At 65.7% G+C, this 15,758-nt stretch carries 15 protein-coding genes; 10 read left to right on the forward strand and 5 right to left on the reverse strand.

Annotated elements, in window-relative coordinates; translation table 11 throughout:
• Positions 1–2,868: DUF3141 domain-containing protein (locus G3N59_RS12645; RefSeq protein ID WP_346777879.1), on the reverse strand; the 2,868-nt coding region annotated here is incomplete at its 3' end.
• A gap of 499 nt (positions 2,869–3,367) precedes the next feature.
• Between G3N59_RS12645 and G3N59_RS12650 the strand changes: the two genes are divergently transcribed.
• Complete coding sequence (locus G3N59_RS12650; protein WP_205982973.1) at positions 3,368–4,309, forward strand: bifunctional enoyl-CoA hydratase/phosphate acetyltransferase; 942 nt, start codon at positions 3,368–3,370, stop codon at positions 4,307–4,309.
• Positions 4,310–5,578, forward strand: a complete 1,269-nt coding sequence (locus G3N59_RS12655) for an acetate/propionate family kinase (protein WP_205982974.1) — start codon at positions 4,310–4,312, stop codon at positions 5,576–5,578. It abuts the gene before it with no gap.
• 47 nt (positions 5,579–5,625) lie between these two features.
• Here the strand turns inward: G3N59_RS12655 and G3N59_RS12660 are convergent, their stop codons facing one another.
• Positions 5,626–6,258, reverse strand: a complete 633-nt coding sequence (locus tag G3N59_RS12660) for an alpha/beta hydrolase (RefSeq protein WP_205982975.1) — start codon at positions 6,256–6,258, stop codon at positions 5,626–5,628.
• 228 nt (positions 6,259–6,486) lie between these two features.
• Here G3N59_RS12660 and G3N59_RS12665 point away from each other — a divergent pair, with 228 nt between their 5' ends.
• The 6 genes from G3N59_RS12665 to G3N59_RS12690 are packed head-to-tail and all read left to right on the forward strand — an operon-like array spanning position 6,487 to position 10,542.
• Positions 6,487–7,437, forward strand: coding sequence for a glyoxylate/hydroxypyruvate reductase A (locus tag G3N59_RS12665; RefSeq protein WP_205982976.1), 951 nt, complete (start codon positions 6,487–6,489; stop codon positions 7,435–7,437).
• Positions 7,438–7,470: 33 nt separating this feature from the next.
• Entirely contained in the window at positions 7,471–8,403 is a 933-nt protein-coding gene (locus tag G3N59_RS12670; protein WP_205982977.1) for a hydroxymethylglutaryl-CoA lyase, read from the forward strand.
• Positions 8,404–8,439: 36 nt separating this feature from the next.
• Positions 8,440–8,961: a YbaK/EbsC family protein gene (locus G3N59_RS12675; RefSeq protein WP_205982978.1), complete on the forward strand. Its 522-nt coding sequence runs from the start codon at positions 8,440–8,442 to the stop codon at positions 8,959–8,961.
• Complete coding sequence (locus G3N59_RS12680) at positions 8,958–9,161, forward strand: DUF1289 domain-containing protein (protein ID WP_205982979.1); 204 nt, start codon at positions 8,958–8,960, stop codon at positions 9,159–9,161. Before G3N59_RS12675 ends, G3N59_RS12680 begins: the two co-directional genes overlap by 4 nt.
• A complete protein-coding gene (locus G3N59_RS12685) occupies positions 9,158–9,616 on the forward strand; it encodes a MaoC family dehydratase (protein WP_205982980.1) in 459 nt (152 codons plus the stop codon). Before G3N59_RS12680 ends, G3N59_RS12685 begins: the two co-directional genes overlap by 4 nt.
• 11 nt (positions 9,617–9,627) lie before the next feature.
• Positions 9,628–10,542, forward strand: coding sequence for an MBL fold metallo-hydrolase (locus tag G3N59_RS12690; RefSeq protein WP_205983243.1), 915 nt, complete (start codon positions 9,628–9,630; stop codon positions 10,540–10,542).
• A gap of 208 nt (positions 10,543–10,750) precedes the next feature.
• On the opposite strand, the gene G3N59_RS12695 is transcribed toward G3N59_RS12690, so the two are convergent.
• Both G3N59_RS12695 and G3N59_RS12700 read right to left on the reverse strand, forming a co-directional pair.
• Complete coding sequence (locus tag G3N59_RS12695) at positions 10,751–12,052, reverse strand: DUF445 domain-containing protein (protein ID WP_205982981.1); 1,302 nt, start codon at positions 12,050–12,052, stop codon at positions 10,751–10,753.
• A gap of 86 nt (positions 12,053–12,138) precedes the next feature.
• A complete protein-coding gene (locus G3N59_RS12700) occupies positions 12,139–13,041 on the reverse strand; it encodes a DMT family transporter (protein ID WP_205982982.1) in 903 nt (300 codons plus the stop codon).
• A 131-nt stretch (positions 13,042–13,172) separates the two neighbouring features.
• Between G3N59_RS12700 and G3N59_RS12705 the strand changes: the two genes are divergently transcribed.
• Positions 13,173–13,643, forward strand: coding sequence for an Lrp/AsnC family transcriptional regulator (locus tag G3N59_RS12705; protein WP_205982983.1), 471 nt, complete (start codon positions 13,173–13,175; stop codon positions 13,641–13,643).
• Between the two features lie 9 nt (positions 13,644–13,652).
• Here G3N59_RS12705 and G3N59_RS12710 read toward each other — a convergent pair whose 3' ends face one another.
• Positions 13,653–14,558: an alpha/beta hydrolase gene (locus tag G3N59_RS12710; protein ID WP_205982984.1), complete on the reverse strand. Its 906-nt coding sequence runs from the start codon at positions 14,556–14,558 to the stop codon at positions 13,653–13,655.
• 235 nt (positions 14,559–14,793) lie between these two features.
• Here G3N59_RS12710 and G3N59_RS12715 point away from each other — a divergent pair, with 235 nt between their 5' ends.
• A complete protein-coding gene (locus tag G3N59_RS12715; protein ID WP_205982985.1) occupies positions 14,794–15,753 on the forward strand; it encodes a nitronate monooxygenase family protein in 960 nt (319 codons plus the stop codon).
• Positions 15,754–15,758: the final 5 nt, after the last annotated feature.

A 15,758-nucleotide genomic window follows, 5' to 3' on the forward strand; every position in this document is an offset into this window, starting at 1 on the left:
CGTGGCCGACGGCGCGTTCGTCGCGCGGGCGCCGCGTGCCGCCGTCGCCTTCACGGCCGCCTTCTTTGCAGGCGCTTTCGGTTCGGGTGCGGCCACCGCATGCGCCGCCGCAGCGGCTGCAGCCTTCACCTTCGACGAAGCCGGGCGCGCAGCGCGCTTGGGCTTTTCGACCACAACGGGTTCAACAGCAGCCTTGGTCGCGTTGGTGGCTTTGGCACGCGTTCGCACCGGCGCGGCCTCTTCCACGCGCTTAGCCGATGAAGATGCCGATGCCGCCGCGCCCTGCGAACCGCTCTCGGCCGTTTGCGAACCGGCGCCGGATTTCGAGCCCTCGCCACCGCCGCCCGAACCTTCCGAACCACCGGCCCCGCTGCTTCCCGGCGGCGGCGGCAACGCATCCTTCTCGCTGCCAGGTTCCAGGCCCAGCACACGTTGCACTTCGGCAAAACGCTCGGCGCGCTCGCCTTCCAGCGGCTCGTACGCCGTGGCGACCTGATACACCACCGCCATCAAGGTGCGCCGCGTGCGAGCGTCCGGCACGAGATCGGGCAGCGCCGCAATCGCCGCGTGCGCGTCGAGTTGCACGATCGCGCCCTGGCGGCGCGCCGCGTCCTTGAGTTCGGCGATGGTCGGCTGCCGGTCGCCCAGATACTCGCGCCCGAGTTCGCGCATGCGCTGGAACGGGCGGTACTGCACCACATGCATTTCATCGGCGAGATAGGCCAGCACGCGCATGAACGCATCGAGCAGCGAACCGCTATGCAGATGCGCGCGCGCCGCACGCAGACGCGTCTGCGCGAGTTCCTTGCGCAGTGCCGATAGCGGCGGCGCAATTGGATCGAGCGGCGTGTTGGGCGCAACGCCCACCCACGCCTGCACCCACGGCGCCGTATAGAGGCTGTAGAACGTGCGCTCGACCCACGCATCGCGCGCATCGCGATACGCATCCCACGCGCCTTCGATGCTCGCCGAGACCTGCTTTTCCATCAGCGTAAATGGATTGTCGGGCGCGGCGGGTTTGCGATGCGCGCGCACCGTTTCGGCGATGGCCGGCAACACGCCCAGCGCAGGATTCGCGTCGCTGAACATGCTGCGCTCCACGCGCGACGGATGCGACTCGCGCAACAGATGCGCGCTCAGCGCATTGCTCGAACCGCGCACGACCGGCGAAACGAACAGATCGTAAATACGCTGATTGTTCTCCGCGAAACGGCGCACGACTTCGAACGGCTGCTCGTCTTCGCGGCCATCGTCGAGCGCGAGCACATCGTCAATCGTGCGGCGCTCGAAGCGGATTTCATAACGCCCTTCGAGCGCTTCGAGACGGCCCGCTTCCGGCGTCGAATCGGTGATCTTCGCTTCGTAAAGGCCCGGCGAAAGCACGTCGATCAGATCGAGCGCCGAAAATAGTTCGGTGTGCTCCTTATTTGCCACGCTGGCCGAAACGAAAATCCCCAGATGCCCGACCTTGTCATGCAGGCAATAGACGATCACCTGTTCGTTGGCGACGATCTCATCCACGCTCGCGTAGAGGTCGGGAATCCAGTTGAGCGCCTGTTGCGGCGGCGTGATGTTGTCGCCCCACGAAGCCAGCACGATGATCGGCGTGCGGATGTTGCGCAGATCGACCGGCGCGCGCGCGTTCTTCGCGTACACCTCGTTGCGCGTCAGGTGATTGCCGACAAACAGGTTCTGCACGATCCAGTCGATTTCCGCGCGGTTCAACTGGAAATGGCCGCCCCACCAGCGCTCGAATTCGAGGAAGCGCTCGCGCTCCGTATCGACTTTCGCGTAGAGGTTGTAGAGCTTGCCCCAGAACGTGTTCGACGGATTGAGGTTCTCGAAGTTGGTGACCAGATGCGCGCCGTCGAAGTGGCCATCGCCCAGATCGGCAGCCAGCGACGACGCCCACGAACCGCCCAGCATGCCGCCCGAATAACGCATCGGGTTCTTGCCGATCACACCGGCCCAGTACGAGAGCGGCGAGCCGGCCAGCATCAACGGACCCACCAGCGAAGGCGCGGAAGCCGCGAGCAGCGCCGCCGCCCAGCCGCCCTGGCAGTTGCCGATCACGAACGGCAGGCCATCGGCGTCGGCGTGCATTTCGCGCACTTTGCGCAGGAACACGGCTTCGGCCTTGCCGACCGATTCGATCGTCTGCGTTTCGGTCGGCACCGGGAAGAAGGTCACGAAGTAGCAAGGATGACCCTTGCGCAGCGCGATGCCCACTTCGCTGTCCATCTTGAAGCCCGCAATGCCGGGACCGTGGCCCGCACGCGGGTCGATCACCACGAACGGACGCATGCGCGCATCGGTTTCGACGCCCGGCTCCGGCTTGATGCGCAGGAGTGCGTAATTGCACGGATCGTCGAGCTCGCGGCCATCGACGATCACGTCGTAGTCGAACGCGAGCACCGGCGGCATGCCCGCCTTCTCGTGCATATAGGTCTGGTTGCCGCGCTCGCGCAGCACGTCGAGAAACAGCACGCTGCGCTGCCACGCGTCGAACAGGTAATCGAACAGCGGCTGGATCGCGGCGGGCGCGGCCGCGGGCAGTTTCGGCGCGGCGGGCAACGTGGCGGCGGCGCCCGCTGCGCGCGTGAGCGCGAAACCGCTGAACGGCGCGGCGGCCTGCGTGAATGCCGATTGCCACGCGTTGCCCAGCACATTGTTCAACGCCGATTGCGCGGCTTCGGCCGATTCGGCAAAAGCATCGGCGATGGGCTGGAACGGCGGCAAGGCCTGGAATGCGGAGAGCGAGGCAAGCGGCTTGAGCGGCCAGAAGGGCCAGAACGTGGAGGCCGGATCGGCAGGCGCGGAGGAAGAGGAAGTTGCGGGCGAAACGGTGGAAAGGGCGGAAACTGCCACGACACGAATCTCCTTTGACGGGTGCGCGCGGCCTGCGGCCAGCGGGCCTGGCGGGCGGCGCATACGGTGCGGCGGGTGGCGTCATGCAGCGTGATTGGCGCGCGCCCAGACTGCGCATCGATGAGGCCCGATACACGGGCGTGCGCACGCGGCAGTCATGCTGCACTGCAAAAGTCCAATCTAGGCAGCGCCGTGCCGAAAGTCAAGGCGGGCCGGATCACGCTGCGAAGTCACGGTTGCGTCATGATCGCGCCGTGGCGTGAACACGCCGTGACAGAAACATGTCGATGGGCGCGGCGCTTTGCTGCACAAGCCACGCGCGAGCGGCGCGTTACCATGCGCACTGCATTGAACCGGCGCACCGCGCGCACTTTACGCGCTGCCTCCCGCACGCTGGACTACACTATTGGCGCTTTGCGCGGCGCAACAATCGCGGCGCGAAAGGGAACGACGCCCTCGTCACATTCGTGGTCGAACATGCTTTTGCGTGGAGCCTGAAATGACTGCAACGCCCGACAAATATTCGGTCCTGCTGGCGCGCTGCGCGGGTCTGCCGCCCGTGCCCACGGCCGTCGCTCATCCCTGCGATGTCTCGTCGCTCACGGGCGCGCTCGACGCCGCGAATCTCGGCCTGATTGCGCCGATCCTCGTCGGCCCCGAAGCGAAGATCCGCTCGGTGGCACAGGAAGCGAACCTCTCGCTCGACAACGTCCGGATCGTCGATGCGCCGCACAGCCACGCGTCCGCCGAACTCGCCGTGCATGCGGTGCGCGCGGGCGAAGCCGAACTGCTGATGAAGGGCAGCCTGCACACCGACGAACTGCTGCACGAAGTCGCCTCGGGCACCAACGGCCTGCGCACGGAACGACGTCTCTCGCACGTGTTCGCGATGGACGTGCCCAACTATCACAAGCCGCTGTTCATCACCGACGCCGCCGTCAACATCTTCCCCAAGCTCGCCGATAAAGCCGACATCGTGCGCAACGCCATCGATCTCGTGCAGGCGCTGGGCATCGCCACGCCGAAGGTGGCGATCCTCGCGGCGGTCGAAACGGTCTCCGACAAGATGCCTTCGACGATCGACGCCGCCGCGCTGTGCAAGATGGCCGATCGCGGCCAGATCGAAGGCGGCCTGCTCGACGGGCCGCTCGCCTTCGACAACGCCATCAGCACCGAAGCCGCGCGCATCAAGCATATTCATTCGCCGGTCGCGGGCGATCCCGACATCCTGCTCGTGCCCGATCTCGAAGCGGGCAACATGCTCGCCAAGCAGTTGACCTTTCTCGCGGGCGCGGAATCCGCCGGCATCGTGCTGGGCGCGCGCGTGCCCATCATTCTCACGAGCCGCGCCGATACCGTGCGCTCGCGCATCGGCAGTTGCGCGATTGCCGTGCTGCTCGCGCATGCGCGGCGCGCGCGCCAGAACGCGGAGGTGCTGTAAATGAGCGTCGATAATGCGCATGCATCGGCCCAGCATCACCATCCGAACGGCGGCGAAGGCCAGATCGTGCTGGTCGTGAACGCGGGTTCGTCGAGCATCAAGTGCTCGGTGTATCGCGTGATCGACGATGCCCACGCGGAAGGCGGCCTGCGCGCGATTCATGGCGCGGGCGGGCAGATCGAAGGCATCGGCGTGGCGCCGCGCGTGGAAGCGCATATGGCCGACGGCCGGCTGATCGTCGATGAAAAATTCCCCGTCGCGCAGGTCGCCGATCACGACGCTGCGTTCCGTCTGCTGCGTCTCGTGCTCGCGGTGGGTTTGCGCGACACGCCGCCCGCGGCGATCGGCCATCGGGTCGTGCATGGCGGCGCGCATTTCAGGGACGCGGTGCTGATCGACGATCAGGTGATCGAAGAACTCGATTCGCTCACGCCGCTCGCGCCGCTGCATCAGCCGCACAATCTCGCGGCGATCCGCGCGGTGCGCATCGCCGCGCCCGAACTGCCGCAAGTGGCCTGTTTCGATACGGCGTTTCACGCGGGCAACGACGTCATGGCGCAGCTATTCGCGCTGCCCTACCACTACTACGAGCAAGGCATACGCCGATACGGCTTTCATGGCCTCTCGTACGAATACATCGCGCATCATCTGCACGCCGTTGCGCCCGATATCGCGCGCGGGCGCGTCGTGGTCGCGCATCTGGGCAATGGCGCGAGCCTGTGTGCGATGAAAGACGGCCAGAGCGTCGAAACGACCATGGGTCTCACCGCGCTCGACGGCCTGCCGATGGGCACGCGCTGCGGCGCGCTCGACGCGGGCGCGGTGCTGTGGATGATGGAACGCGGCATGGGCCACGACGAAATCGAGAAGCTGCTGTATCACGACTCGGGCCTCAAGGGACTCTCGGGTGTGAGCAGCGATATGCGCGAACTGCTGAAAAGCGACAGCGCGCAGGCGAAGCTCGCCATCGACTTCTACACGTATCGCATTGCGCAGGAAGTGGGCAAGCTCGCGGTCGTGCTCGGCGGGCTGGATGCGCTGGTGTTCACGGCGGGGATCGGCGAACACGCGCCGCAGATTCGCGCGCAGGTGTGCGAGCGTCTTGCGCCGCTATTCGGCGTGACGCTCGATACGGCGGCCAACGAGGCGGGCAAGGAGCGCGTGGCCGCGCACGACAGCCGCATGCCGGTGTTCGCCGTTCGCACCGACGAAGAAGGCATGATCGCGCTGCATACCGCGCGACTGCTGCGTGGCGCGAAGCCGCACTGATCTTCGCATTGATCGGCACACTGATCGGCGCACAGCGGCTCAATCGCTCAGGCGTACTTGAGCCGCGCTTCGATTTCGAGCGCGGCGCTTGCGTGCGCTGCATCGGCGTCTTCTTCGCGCAGACGCCGCGGCGCTTCGCATTGCACGAGCGTATCGACGAAATACTTCGCGCGCGGCCACGGCCCGAAGCCTGCCGCCGTGTTGATATGCCCGGCGTCGCCCAGGTTCACGAACGCGCTGCCCAGTTGCTGCGCAAGACGCTGCGCGCCTTCGAGCGACATCCACGGATCGGTTTCGCTGCCGATCAGAATCGACGGCACGTTCAGGCGGCGCGCCTCGAACGGTCCGGCAAAGCGAAACTTCTCCGGGCTCGCGGGCGCGACGAACAGCACGCCGGCCACATCGGCGCTCAACAAGCCGTTTTCCAGCGCATACGCCGTCACGAGGCAGCCGAAGCTGTGCGCCGCGAGCAGGAACGGCCCGCGTTCGCGCGCGAGCCGCTGCGCCAGCGCGCGGCTCCAGATCGCCAGATCGGGCGCGTCCCAGTCGTCCTGTTCGACGCGCAGCGAACGCGGAAACTGGCGCTCGAGCCAGCTCTGCCAATGCGCGCCGTCGCTGCCGTGCAGGCCCGGCACGGTGACGAGTCGCGGCGGCCAGCGTGATTGGGCGCACGAAAGCATGATTTTTTCCTCGTATCGACGGATCGTGAAGGGATTGTGGTCCGCACCGCGCGCGCGCCGAACCAATTTTTTTTGCTTTGCTTTTTCGCGGACCGCCGATGGTGCAGTGCGGCGCACGCGAGCAGCGTTTCACGCCGAGAAAGCGCCGCAGCTTACGGTTTCAAAAAGTAGAATGTGAGTTTGTTTGAGACGGACTTCGTTCAGCGATTTCGAGGGAAACGTAGCACGATGAAAATTCTGTTCTGGCTCCCGCAGGCCGATGCCTCCGCCTGGCTCGCCGGCCTCGCGCGCGCCCTGCCCGGCGCGGATCTGCGCGAATGGCAACCGGGCGACGACGCCCCCGCGGATTTCGCCGTCGTCTGGCATCCGCCGCGCGAACTGTTTGCCGCGCCGCGCGGGCTGCGCGCGGTGTTCAACCTGGGCGCGGGCGTCGATGCGATCCTCGCGCTCGAACGCGAACATCCCGGCACCCTGCCGCCGGACGCGCAACTCGTGCGTCTCGAAGATTCGGGCATGGCGCCGCAAATGGCCGAATACGTGCAGCACGCGGTACTGCGCTATCTGCGCCGCTTCGACGATTACGCACGGCAACAGGCGCGCCGCGAATGGCATGTGCTCGCGCCGCATCCGCACGAAACCTTCACGGTGGGCGTGCTCGGCCTGGGCGTGCTCGGTGCGCAGGTCGCACGCGCGGTCGCGTCGCTCGGCGTGCCAGTGCGCGGTTTCTCGCGCAGCGCGAAAACCATCGACGGTATCGAAACCTTCTCGGGCGAGTTGCACGGCCCATCGTTCGACGCCTTTCTCGACGATGTGAAAGTGCTCGTGAACCTGCTGCCCGCCACGCCCGACACCGAAGATGTGCTGAACGCGCAGACCTTCGGCAAGCTCGCGCGCGGCGCGTATCTCGTGAACGTCGCGCGCGGCACGCATCTGGTCGAACAGGATCTGCTCGACGCGCTGGCGAACGGCACGCTCGCGGCGGCCACGCTCGACGTGTTCCGCACCGAACCGCTGCCGCAGGATCACCCCTTCTGGCAGGAGCCGCGCATCACGATCACGCCGCATAGCTCGGCGCTCACCTTGCGCGACGAAGCGATCTCGCAGATCGCGGACAAGATCGAAGCGCTCGCGCGCGGCGAAACCGTGAGCGGCGTGGTGCACGTCAAGCGCGGTTATTGAGCCGCGAGTCGTGCAAAAAAAACGGAGACAGACATGGCAGCAAACACCCTTCCCGGCGCGGTAAAAATCGTCGAAGTCGGCCCGCGCGACGGCCTGCAGAACGAAAAGGATTTCGTGCCGACCGCCGTGAAGATCGAACTGATCGATCGCCTCACGCAAGCCGGTTTCGCGAATATCGAAGCGGCGTCGTTCGTCTCGCCGAAATGGGTGCCGCAGATGGCCGACGGCGCGCAGGTGATGGACGGCATCGCGCGCCGCACAGGCACGATCTATTCCGCGCTCACGCCGAACCTGCGCGGTTTCGAAGGCGCGCTCGCCGCCCGCGCCGATGAAATCGTGATCTTCGGCGCCGCCAGCGAAGCGTTTTCGCAGAAGAACATCAATTGCTCGATCGCCGAAAGCATCGAACGTTTCGCGCCCGTGGCCGAAGCGGCGAAAGCCAATGGCGTGCGCATTCGCGGCAGCGTGTCGTGCGCGCTCGGCTGCCCGTATCAGGGCGATGTGCCGGTGGAATCGGTGGTGGACGTGGTGCAGCGCTTCGCCGCGCTCGGCTGCGACGAAATCGATATCGCCGATACCATCGGCGTAGGCACGGCCAAGCGCGTGCACGAAGTATTCGAAGCGGTCACCAAGGTGTTTGCGCGCGAACGGCTTTCGGGCCACTTCCACGATACCTACGGTCAGGCGCTGGCGAATATCTATGCGGCGCTCGAAGAAGGCATCGCGATCTTTCATGCTTCGGTGGCGGGTCTGGGCGGCTGTCCGTATGCGAAGGGCGCGACCGGCAACGTGGCGACCGAAGACGTGCTCTATCTGATGAACGGCCTGGGCATACACACGGGCATCGATCTCGACCAGGTGGTGGCCGCCGGCGATTTCATCTCGCGCACGATTGGCCGCGCCAATGTGTCGCGCGCGGGCAAGGCGCTGCTCGCGAAACAGCAGAACGCCATCGCTTGCGCCTGATCCGACCTTGAATCGCAGTACGAAGGAATCCATACAATGACGGACACCCTGATCAATTCCGAAAAAGACGGTATCGAAGCGCTGCCCGAATCGGCGCGGCGCGTGGCGCAATTGCTGCTCGATCACGGTCATGCGAAGCCGGTCGTGCTGCTGCCGGAAACCGGCAAGACCTCGGCAGAAGCGGCTGCGGGACTCGGCTGCGAAGTCGCGCAGATCGCCAAGTCGATCCTGTTTCGCCGCCGCAAGGACGACGCGCCCGTGCTGGTGATCGCGAGCGGCGCAAATCGCGTCGACGAGAAAAAGGTCGAGGCGCATGTGGGTGAAATCGGCCGCGCCGACGCGAAGTTCGTGCGCGAGATGACCGGCTATGCGATTGGCGGCGTGTGCCCGATCGGCCACGCCACGCGCCCCGTCACGCTGATCGACGCCGATCTGTTCGCGCTCGACAGTCTCTGGGCGGCGGCGGGCCATCCGCATGCGGTGTTCAATCTGTCGCCGCAGGAACTCGCGGCCATGACCGGCGCGCCCGTGGTGGACGTCGCGCTGCGTGAAGCATGAGCACGCCTTCGCCCTGCATCAACATTTGCCGCATGAACGAAACGAGCGGCCTGTGCGAAGGCTGCCTGCGCACCATCGACGAGATCGCGTCCTGGTCCACGCTCGACGATGAAGCGAAGCGCGCCGTGTGGGATGCGATCGAGCTACGGCACGCGAACTGGATCACGCATCGCGATGCCTTGCCGGGACGCGTGCAATGACGGCACCCGCTCGCGTCGTGAAGATCGGCGAGACGTTCAGCGACACGCTCGCGCTCTCGCCCGCTTCGGTGAAAGCGTTCGCCACGCTCGTGAACGACATGAACCCGCTTCATCATGACGATGCGTATGCCGCGCAAAGCCGCTTCGGCGGTTTGATCGCTTCGGGCACGCAGCCCACCGCGCATTTCATGGCGCTGCTCGCGACGCATTTTTCGCAGTATGCGCAGCCGCTCGGTCTGGAATTCGACATGAAGCTCAAGCGCGCCGCGCAGGCGCACGACGTCATCACCTTCGAATGGCACGTGGTGGCGGCGCACTGGAAAGCGAGCCTCAACGGCGATCTCGTGAAGCTCGACGGCACCGCGAAGAACCAGCACGGCGAGACGCTGATCGTCGGCCATTCGACCATACTCGTGATGCCGAAGCCGCAGGCTTCCGAAGGCGCGGCGCCATGAGCGAAGCCACGCTGCCTGGATTACCTGCGTCGATACGCGTATTCGAGCGCGGCTGGCTTTCGTCGAACAACGTGCTGCTGGTCGATCGCGAACGTAGCGCGCTGGTCGATACCGGTTACGCCACGCACGCGGCGCAAACCGTTGCGCTCGTGCAGCATGCGCTCGCGGGCCGCGCGCTCGACACGATAATCAACACGCATCTGCATTCGGATCATTGCGGCGGCAATGCGCAACTGCAGGCGCAATGGCCGTGCGACACGCTGATCCCGGCCGCCAGCGCGCGCGCCGTGCGCGAGTGGGACGAAGCGCGGCTCAGCTTTCGCGCGACGGCGCAGACCTGCGATCGCTTCGGCTTCACGGGCACGCTGGCGCCCGGCGCACGCCTGACGATGGGCGGCTTCGACTGGGACGTGATCGGCGCACCGGGCCATGATCCCGATTCGCTGATGCTCTACGCGCCCGAACCGCGCGTGCTGATCAGCGCCGATGCGCTCTGGGAGCATGGCTTCGGCGTGATCTTCCCGGAACTCGAAGGCGAAAGCGGTTTTGCGGAGCAACAGGCGGTGCTGGACGCTATCGCGCAGCTAGACGTGGCCACGGTGATTCCGGGTCACGGCCAGCCGTTCACCAACGTGAACACAGCGCTCGAACGGGCGTATTCGCGGCTTGCCTGGCTGCGCGCCGATCCCGCACGCAACGCGAAAAACGCGCTCAAGGTGCTGATCGTGTTCAAGCTGCTGGAGGTGCGCACGCTGGGTTTGGGTGCGCTGGAAACGATGCTGGCCGAAGCCTCGGCGCTGCACGCGGCGGCGCAGCAACTCGCGCTTCAAAGTGCGTGGCCCGCGCTGCTGCGCGAACTGACCGGCGAACTGGCGAAGAGCGGCGCGCTGGTGCTGCGCGAAGACCGCATCGAAGCGCCTGAATAAAAAAACGCTCGTCCTTTTTGGGGGACGAGCGAGAGTATCTTGCTCTGACGTGATCAAACGTGTGAGCCGATCATACTCGCGCGCGATTGCACGTCGCATCGGTGATTTCCCTACAGACTGACGACGGTGCGCAGCGCCCTCCCAGCCGCCCGAAAATCACCCGAATTACTTCGCGATCCGAATCTATATCGCATGCATGAACTACGGCTCACATGCCGAGTTGCAGGCGCAACCATTCGAACAGATGCGAGCACAGATAGAGCCCAAGCCCGATCGTGCCGCCAATCACCGTCCCGTTCACGCGGATTTCCTGCAAGTCTTTGCCGATCTTCAGCTCGATCAGGCGCGCCGTTTCGCGCGTGTCCCAGTTGCGCACCGTATCGCGGATGTGATGCGTGAGATAGCGCGAAAACTCCGGCGCCATCGCACGCGCGGCGTCTTCCAGATGGCCGTTGAGCGAGGCGCGCAGATCGGCGTCGGCGGCAAGCGCTTCGCCCAGCCAGTGCCCGGTGGCGGCCACTTTCGCGTGCAGCGTCGAATCCGGTTGGTCGAGATCGTCGCGCAGCCAGGCGCGCAGACTGTCCCAAAGCTCGCGCGTGTAATCGTTGAGCGCGCTGCCTTCGCGCAGGCTCGCCTTCAGCTCCTCGCCCTTGCGCAAAAACGCCGGATCGCTCTTGAGTTGCTGGATCAGCTTTTGCATCACCTCGTCGAACTTCTGGCGCAGATGATGTTCGCGATCCTCGCTCACCTGCAGCAGCAGACGGCTCACCGCACTCTCCAGCACGCGCGCGCCCTTGTCGCCGAGCCATTCCGAAGGCAGCATCCACTCGCTCTTCGGAAACTCGCCCTTGAGCCCATCGACGATGCGCGACGCCACGAACGCACGCGTACTTTCCTCGGCCAGCAGCAGGCCAAGCTGATCGAGCATGCGGTCGAGCAGTTCCTGATGGCGGCCATCTTTCGTGAGCGTGTCGAGCATCGCGCCCGCCGACTTCGAGAGATCGACCTTGTCGAGCGCCGCATGCAAACCGTCGCGGATAAAAGCCTGGATGCGCGCGTCGTCGGTGAGGCCGAGCAGGCCGGACATCAGACGCACCGCGTAATCGCCCAGCCGCTGCGCATTCTGCGGCGCGGTCAGCCAGCCCGATAAACGCTCGACGGGATCGTGCCGGCGAATCAGCCCGACCAGCGAATTCACGTCGAGAAACTTCTCCTGCACGAACACGGCGAGTTCGTCCGCGATGCGATCCTTGTTGCGCGGAATCACGCCCGTACGCGCGGCGATGAAAGGAATCGGCACGCGCCGGAACAGCGCCACCACGGCGAACCAGTCGGCCAGCGCGCCCACCATCGAGGCTTCGCTCACAGCCTTGATGCCGTCGACGATCACGCCCGGCGGCGACAGCGCCGTGACGACGAACACCACGGCGGCCGCGATCAACAGGAAAAGCGCGCGACGTTTGGCGCGAATGAGTTCGGCTTCGTCGCGGCTGAGTTCGGATGAGGACATGCGCAGGCGGATCGGAGTGCATTGAGATCCGCGCCATTATGCGGGCAGTCTCCGAACCATGCGGCTCGCGCGGGCGGCGCGCCGCCTTAAACCGTCGACGCTTTCTCGCGCTGCGGCACGATCCGCCAGCCGAGGTTCACGCCGGCCGCCGCGAGCAGGATCAGCGCCGCGCCCGCGATCTGGATCAACGCCAGGCGCTGGCCGAACGCGAACCAGTCCACCAGGATCGCCATCACCGGATAGATGAAGGACAGCGCGCCCGTCATCGCCGTGGGCAGTTTCTGGATCGCTCCGTACAGCAGTACGTACATCACGCCCGTATGCACGATGCCGAGCGTGACGATCTGCGCCCAGTGCACGGGCGTATCGGGCAGCGTGCCGTAGTGCACGAACGGCGCGAGCGCCAGCGCGCCGAAACCCAGTTGCACGAGCGCGAGCAGATGCGGCGGCGTGCCCTTCAGATGCCGCGTGATGATCGCCGAGATCGCATAGAGGAAGGCCGCGCCCGCCGCGCAGGCCACACCCGCGAGATATTCGCCCGGCACCGCGAGCACGGCAGGCGGCACCTCGACCACGCCCACGAGGCCGACGAAGGCGAGCGCGAGCCACACGATCGTCGATGCGCTCACGCGTTCGCGCAGCAGCAGCGCGCCGAGTCCGACCAGCATGAAGGGCTGCGTGTTGTAGACGGCCGTGGCCATGGAAATCGACGCCCGCGAATACGCCGCAAACAGCAGCACCCAGTTCGCGACGATGGCCGCGCCGCCCAGCATCGCGAGCCCGAGTGTGCGCCACGGCAGCAACGCCCGCCGATAAAGCCCGAGCGCCGCGCACACCAGCGCCAGCGTCGCGCCGCCCAGCACGCAGCGCATGAACACGACATTGAGCGCGGGCTGCTTCGACGCCACCACGAGCCAGCCGATGGTGCCGGACATCAGCATCGCGACGATCATTTCGCCCGCGCCGCGGCGTACTTCAGGGGAAGCCATGAGCATTTTCCTCGCAAGAATCTGCGAATTAGTTTACTGGCTGTACAAGGCGGAATACATGGCGAAAACAAGGCCGAAACTGCTCATAGCCTTAGAATCGAAGGCAATCTGCCCTTTGGATGAGCGAAATCATGAACACACGTGCGAATACATCCGCGCCCGCTGCGCTCGATGACATCGACCGCGCGCTGCTTGCGGCGCTCGCCGAAGATGCGCGCGCCAGCGTGAGCGAACTGGCGCGGCAGATCGGGCTATCGGCGCCCAGCACGTCGGAGCGCATGCGCCGGCTCGAAGCGCAGGGCGTGATCGGCGGTTACACGGTGCGTATCGACCCGCGTGCGCTCGGCTACACGCTGCAGGCGATCGTGCGCGTAAAGCCGCTGCCGGGCCAGTTGCATCTGGTGGAGGCGATGTTGCGGCGCATTCCCGAGTTCATCGAATGCGACAAGGTGACGGGCGACGACTGCTTTATCGCCCGCGTCTACCTGCATTCGATCGAGCAACTCGACGACATTCTCAACAAGGTCACCGAGCGCGCGGAGACGAGCAGCGCCATCGTCAAATCGACGCCGGTGCCGCGCCGTCTGCCGCCGCTCGTGTAGAACGCGCGCTCAGCGTTCGGTGGCTTCGTCGGTGGCTTCGAAGAACGCCAGCATTTCGGCCACCAGCGCTTCGTGCGCTTCCTCGGGAATGTAGTGGCCGCAGTCCAGCGCGCGGCCGCTCACGTCGCGCGCGACCTTGCGCCATTCCGCCAGCGGATCGAAGCAGCGCTCGATCACGCCATGCTCGCCCCACAGCACGCGCAACGGGCAACCCACTTTATGGCCGCGTTCGATATCGGCGCGATCGTGTTCGAGGTCGATGGTCGCGGAGGCGCGATAGTCTTCGCACATCGCGTGCACCGCGCCCGGCTGGCGCAGCGCCGCGCGATACGCGCCCAGCGCCTTCGGGGCGAACGGCGCGAGGCCCGCGTGACGGCTGCCCATCACGCGCTCGATATAGGCATCGGGATTCGCGCCGATCAGCGCTTCGGGCAGCGGCTCGGGCTGGATCAGCAGGAACCAGTGGAAATAGAGCGTGGCGAATTCGCGGTCGGTCTGCTCGTACATGGCGAGCGTGGGCGCGATATCGAGCAGCATCAGCCGTTCGACAGCCTCCGCATGATCGAGCGCCATGCGATGCGCCACACGCGCGCCGCGATCGTGCGCGCACACCAGGAAGCGTTCGAAGCCGAAGTGGCGCATGACCTCGACCTGATCGGCGGCCATTGCGCGTTTCGAGTACGCGGCGTGGCTCGCGTCGCTGGCCGGTTTCGACGAATCGCCGTAACCGCGCAGATCGGTGGCAATCACGGTGAAGTGCTGCGCCAGATCCGCCGCACAGCGATGCCAGATCATGTGCGTCTGCGGATGACCATGCAGGAGCAGCAACGGCGGGCCTTCGCCGCCGCGCATCCCGTTGATCTCGACGCCGCCCGCGGTCCGGACGGTGAAAGGCGTGTATCCCTCAAACGGCATGATTTGTCTCTCTCTTGTCCCTGTTGGTCTGCTGCCATTGTATGAGGCGTGCGCGAGCCCAAAGCGTGGTTTCGGGCTCGTAGCGCTAGAAACCGAACACTCCCTCGAATCCGCTTCGAACCCGGTCCGGGCGACAGCGTGCCTATAATCGAACGACCGTTTTTGACCGATTCTGGCTGGCGCGCCGCCCTGCATCGGCCAGCGCCGCGCGCCGCGTGCCCAAGGAGATCCGCTCATGGCCTTGCCTGCCGTTCTGCAGAACCTGTCGTTGCCCGTCGTCGCCTCGCCGATGTTTATCGTCAGCTATCCCGATCTCGTGCTGGCGCAGTGCAAGGCGGGGATCGTCGGTTCGTTTCCGGCACTCAACGCGCGTCCCGCCGAACTGCTCGACGAATGGCTCACGCAGATCCAGGCGCAACTCGCGGCGCACAAGGCCGCCCACCCGGATGCCGTGATCGGGCCGATCGCCGTGAACCAGATCGTTCATCAGTCGAATGCGCGCCTGGAGCACGACATCGGCGTATGCGTGAAACATCAGGTGCCGATCTTCATCACCAGCCTGCGCGCGCCGCCGAAGGAACTGCTCGACGCCGTGCATGGCTATGGCGGCATCGTGCTGCACGACGTCATCAATCTGCGGCATGCGGGCAAGGCGCTCGAAGCGAGCGTGGATGGGCTGATTCTCGTGGCGGCGGGCGCGGGCGGGCATGCGGGCACGACCTCGCCGTTCGCGCTGGTGGGCGAAGTGCGGCGCATGTTCGACGGCCCGCTCGTGCTGTCGGGCGCGATCGCCAACGGCGGCTCGATCCTCGCCGCGCAGGCGATGGGCGCCGACCTCGCCTACATGGGCACGCGCTTTATCGCCACCCAGGAAGCGCATGCGGTGGAGGGCTACAAGCACGCGATCCTGGGCGCCAAGGCCGCCGACATCGTCTACACGAACCTGTTCACGGGCGTGCACGGCAACTACATCCGCGAGAGCATCGTCAACGCGGGGCTCGACCCGGACGCGCTGCCCGAATCGGATAAATCGGCGATGAACTTCGGCGGCGACAAGACCAAGGCGTGGAAGGACATCTGGGGCGCGGGCCAGGGCGTCGGGTTGATGGACGATGTGCCGTCGGTGGCGGAACTGGTCGCGCGCCTGAAAAGCGAGTACGACGAAGCGAAGGCGCGGCTCGGGATCGCGCGATAACCCGA

Source organism: Paraburkholderia sp. Ac-20340 (assembly GCF_017104965.1).
Classification (GTDB): Bacteria; Pseudomonadota; Gammaproteobacteria; order Burkholderiales; family Burkholderiaceae; genus Paraburkholderia.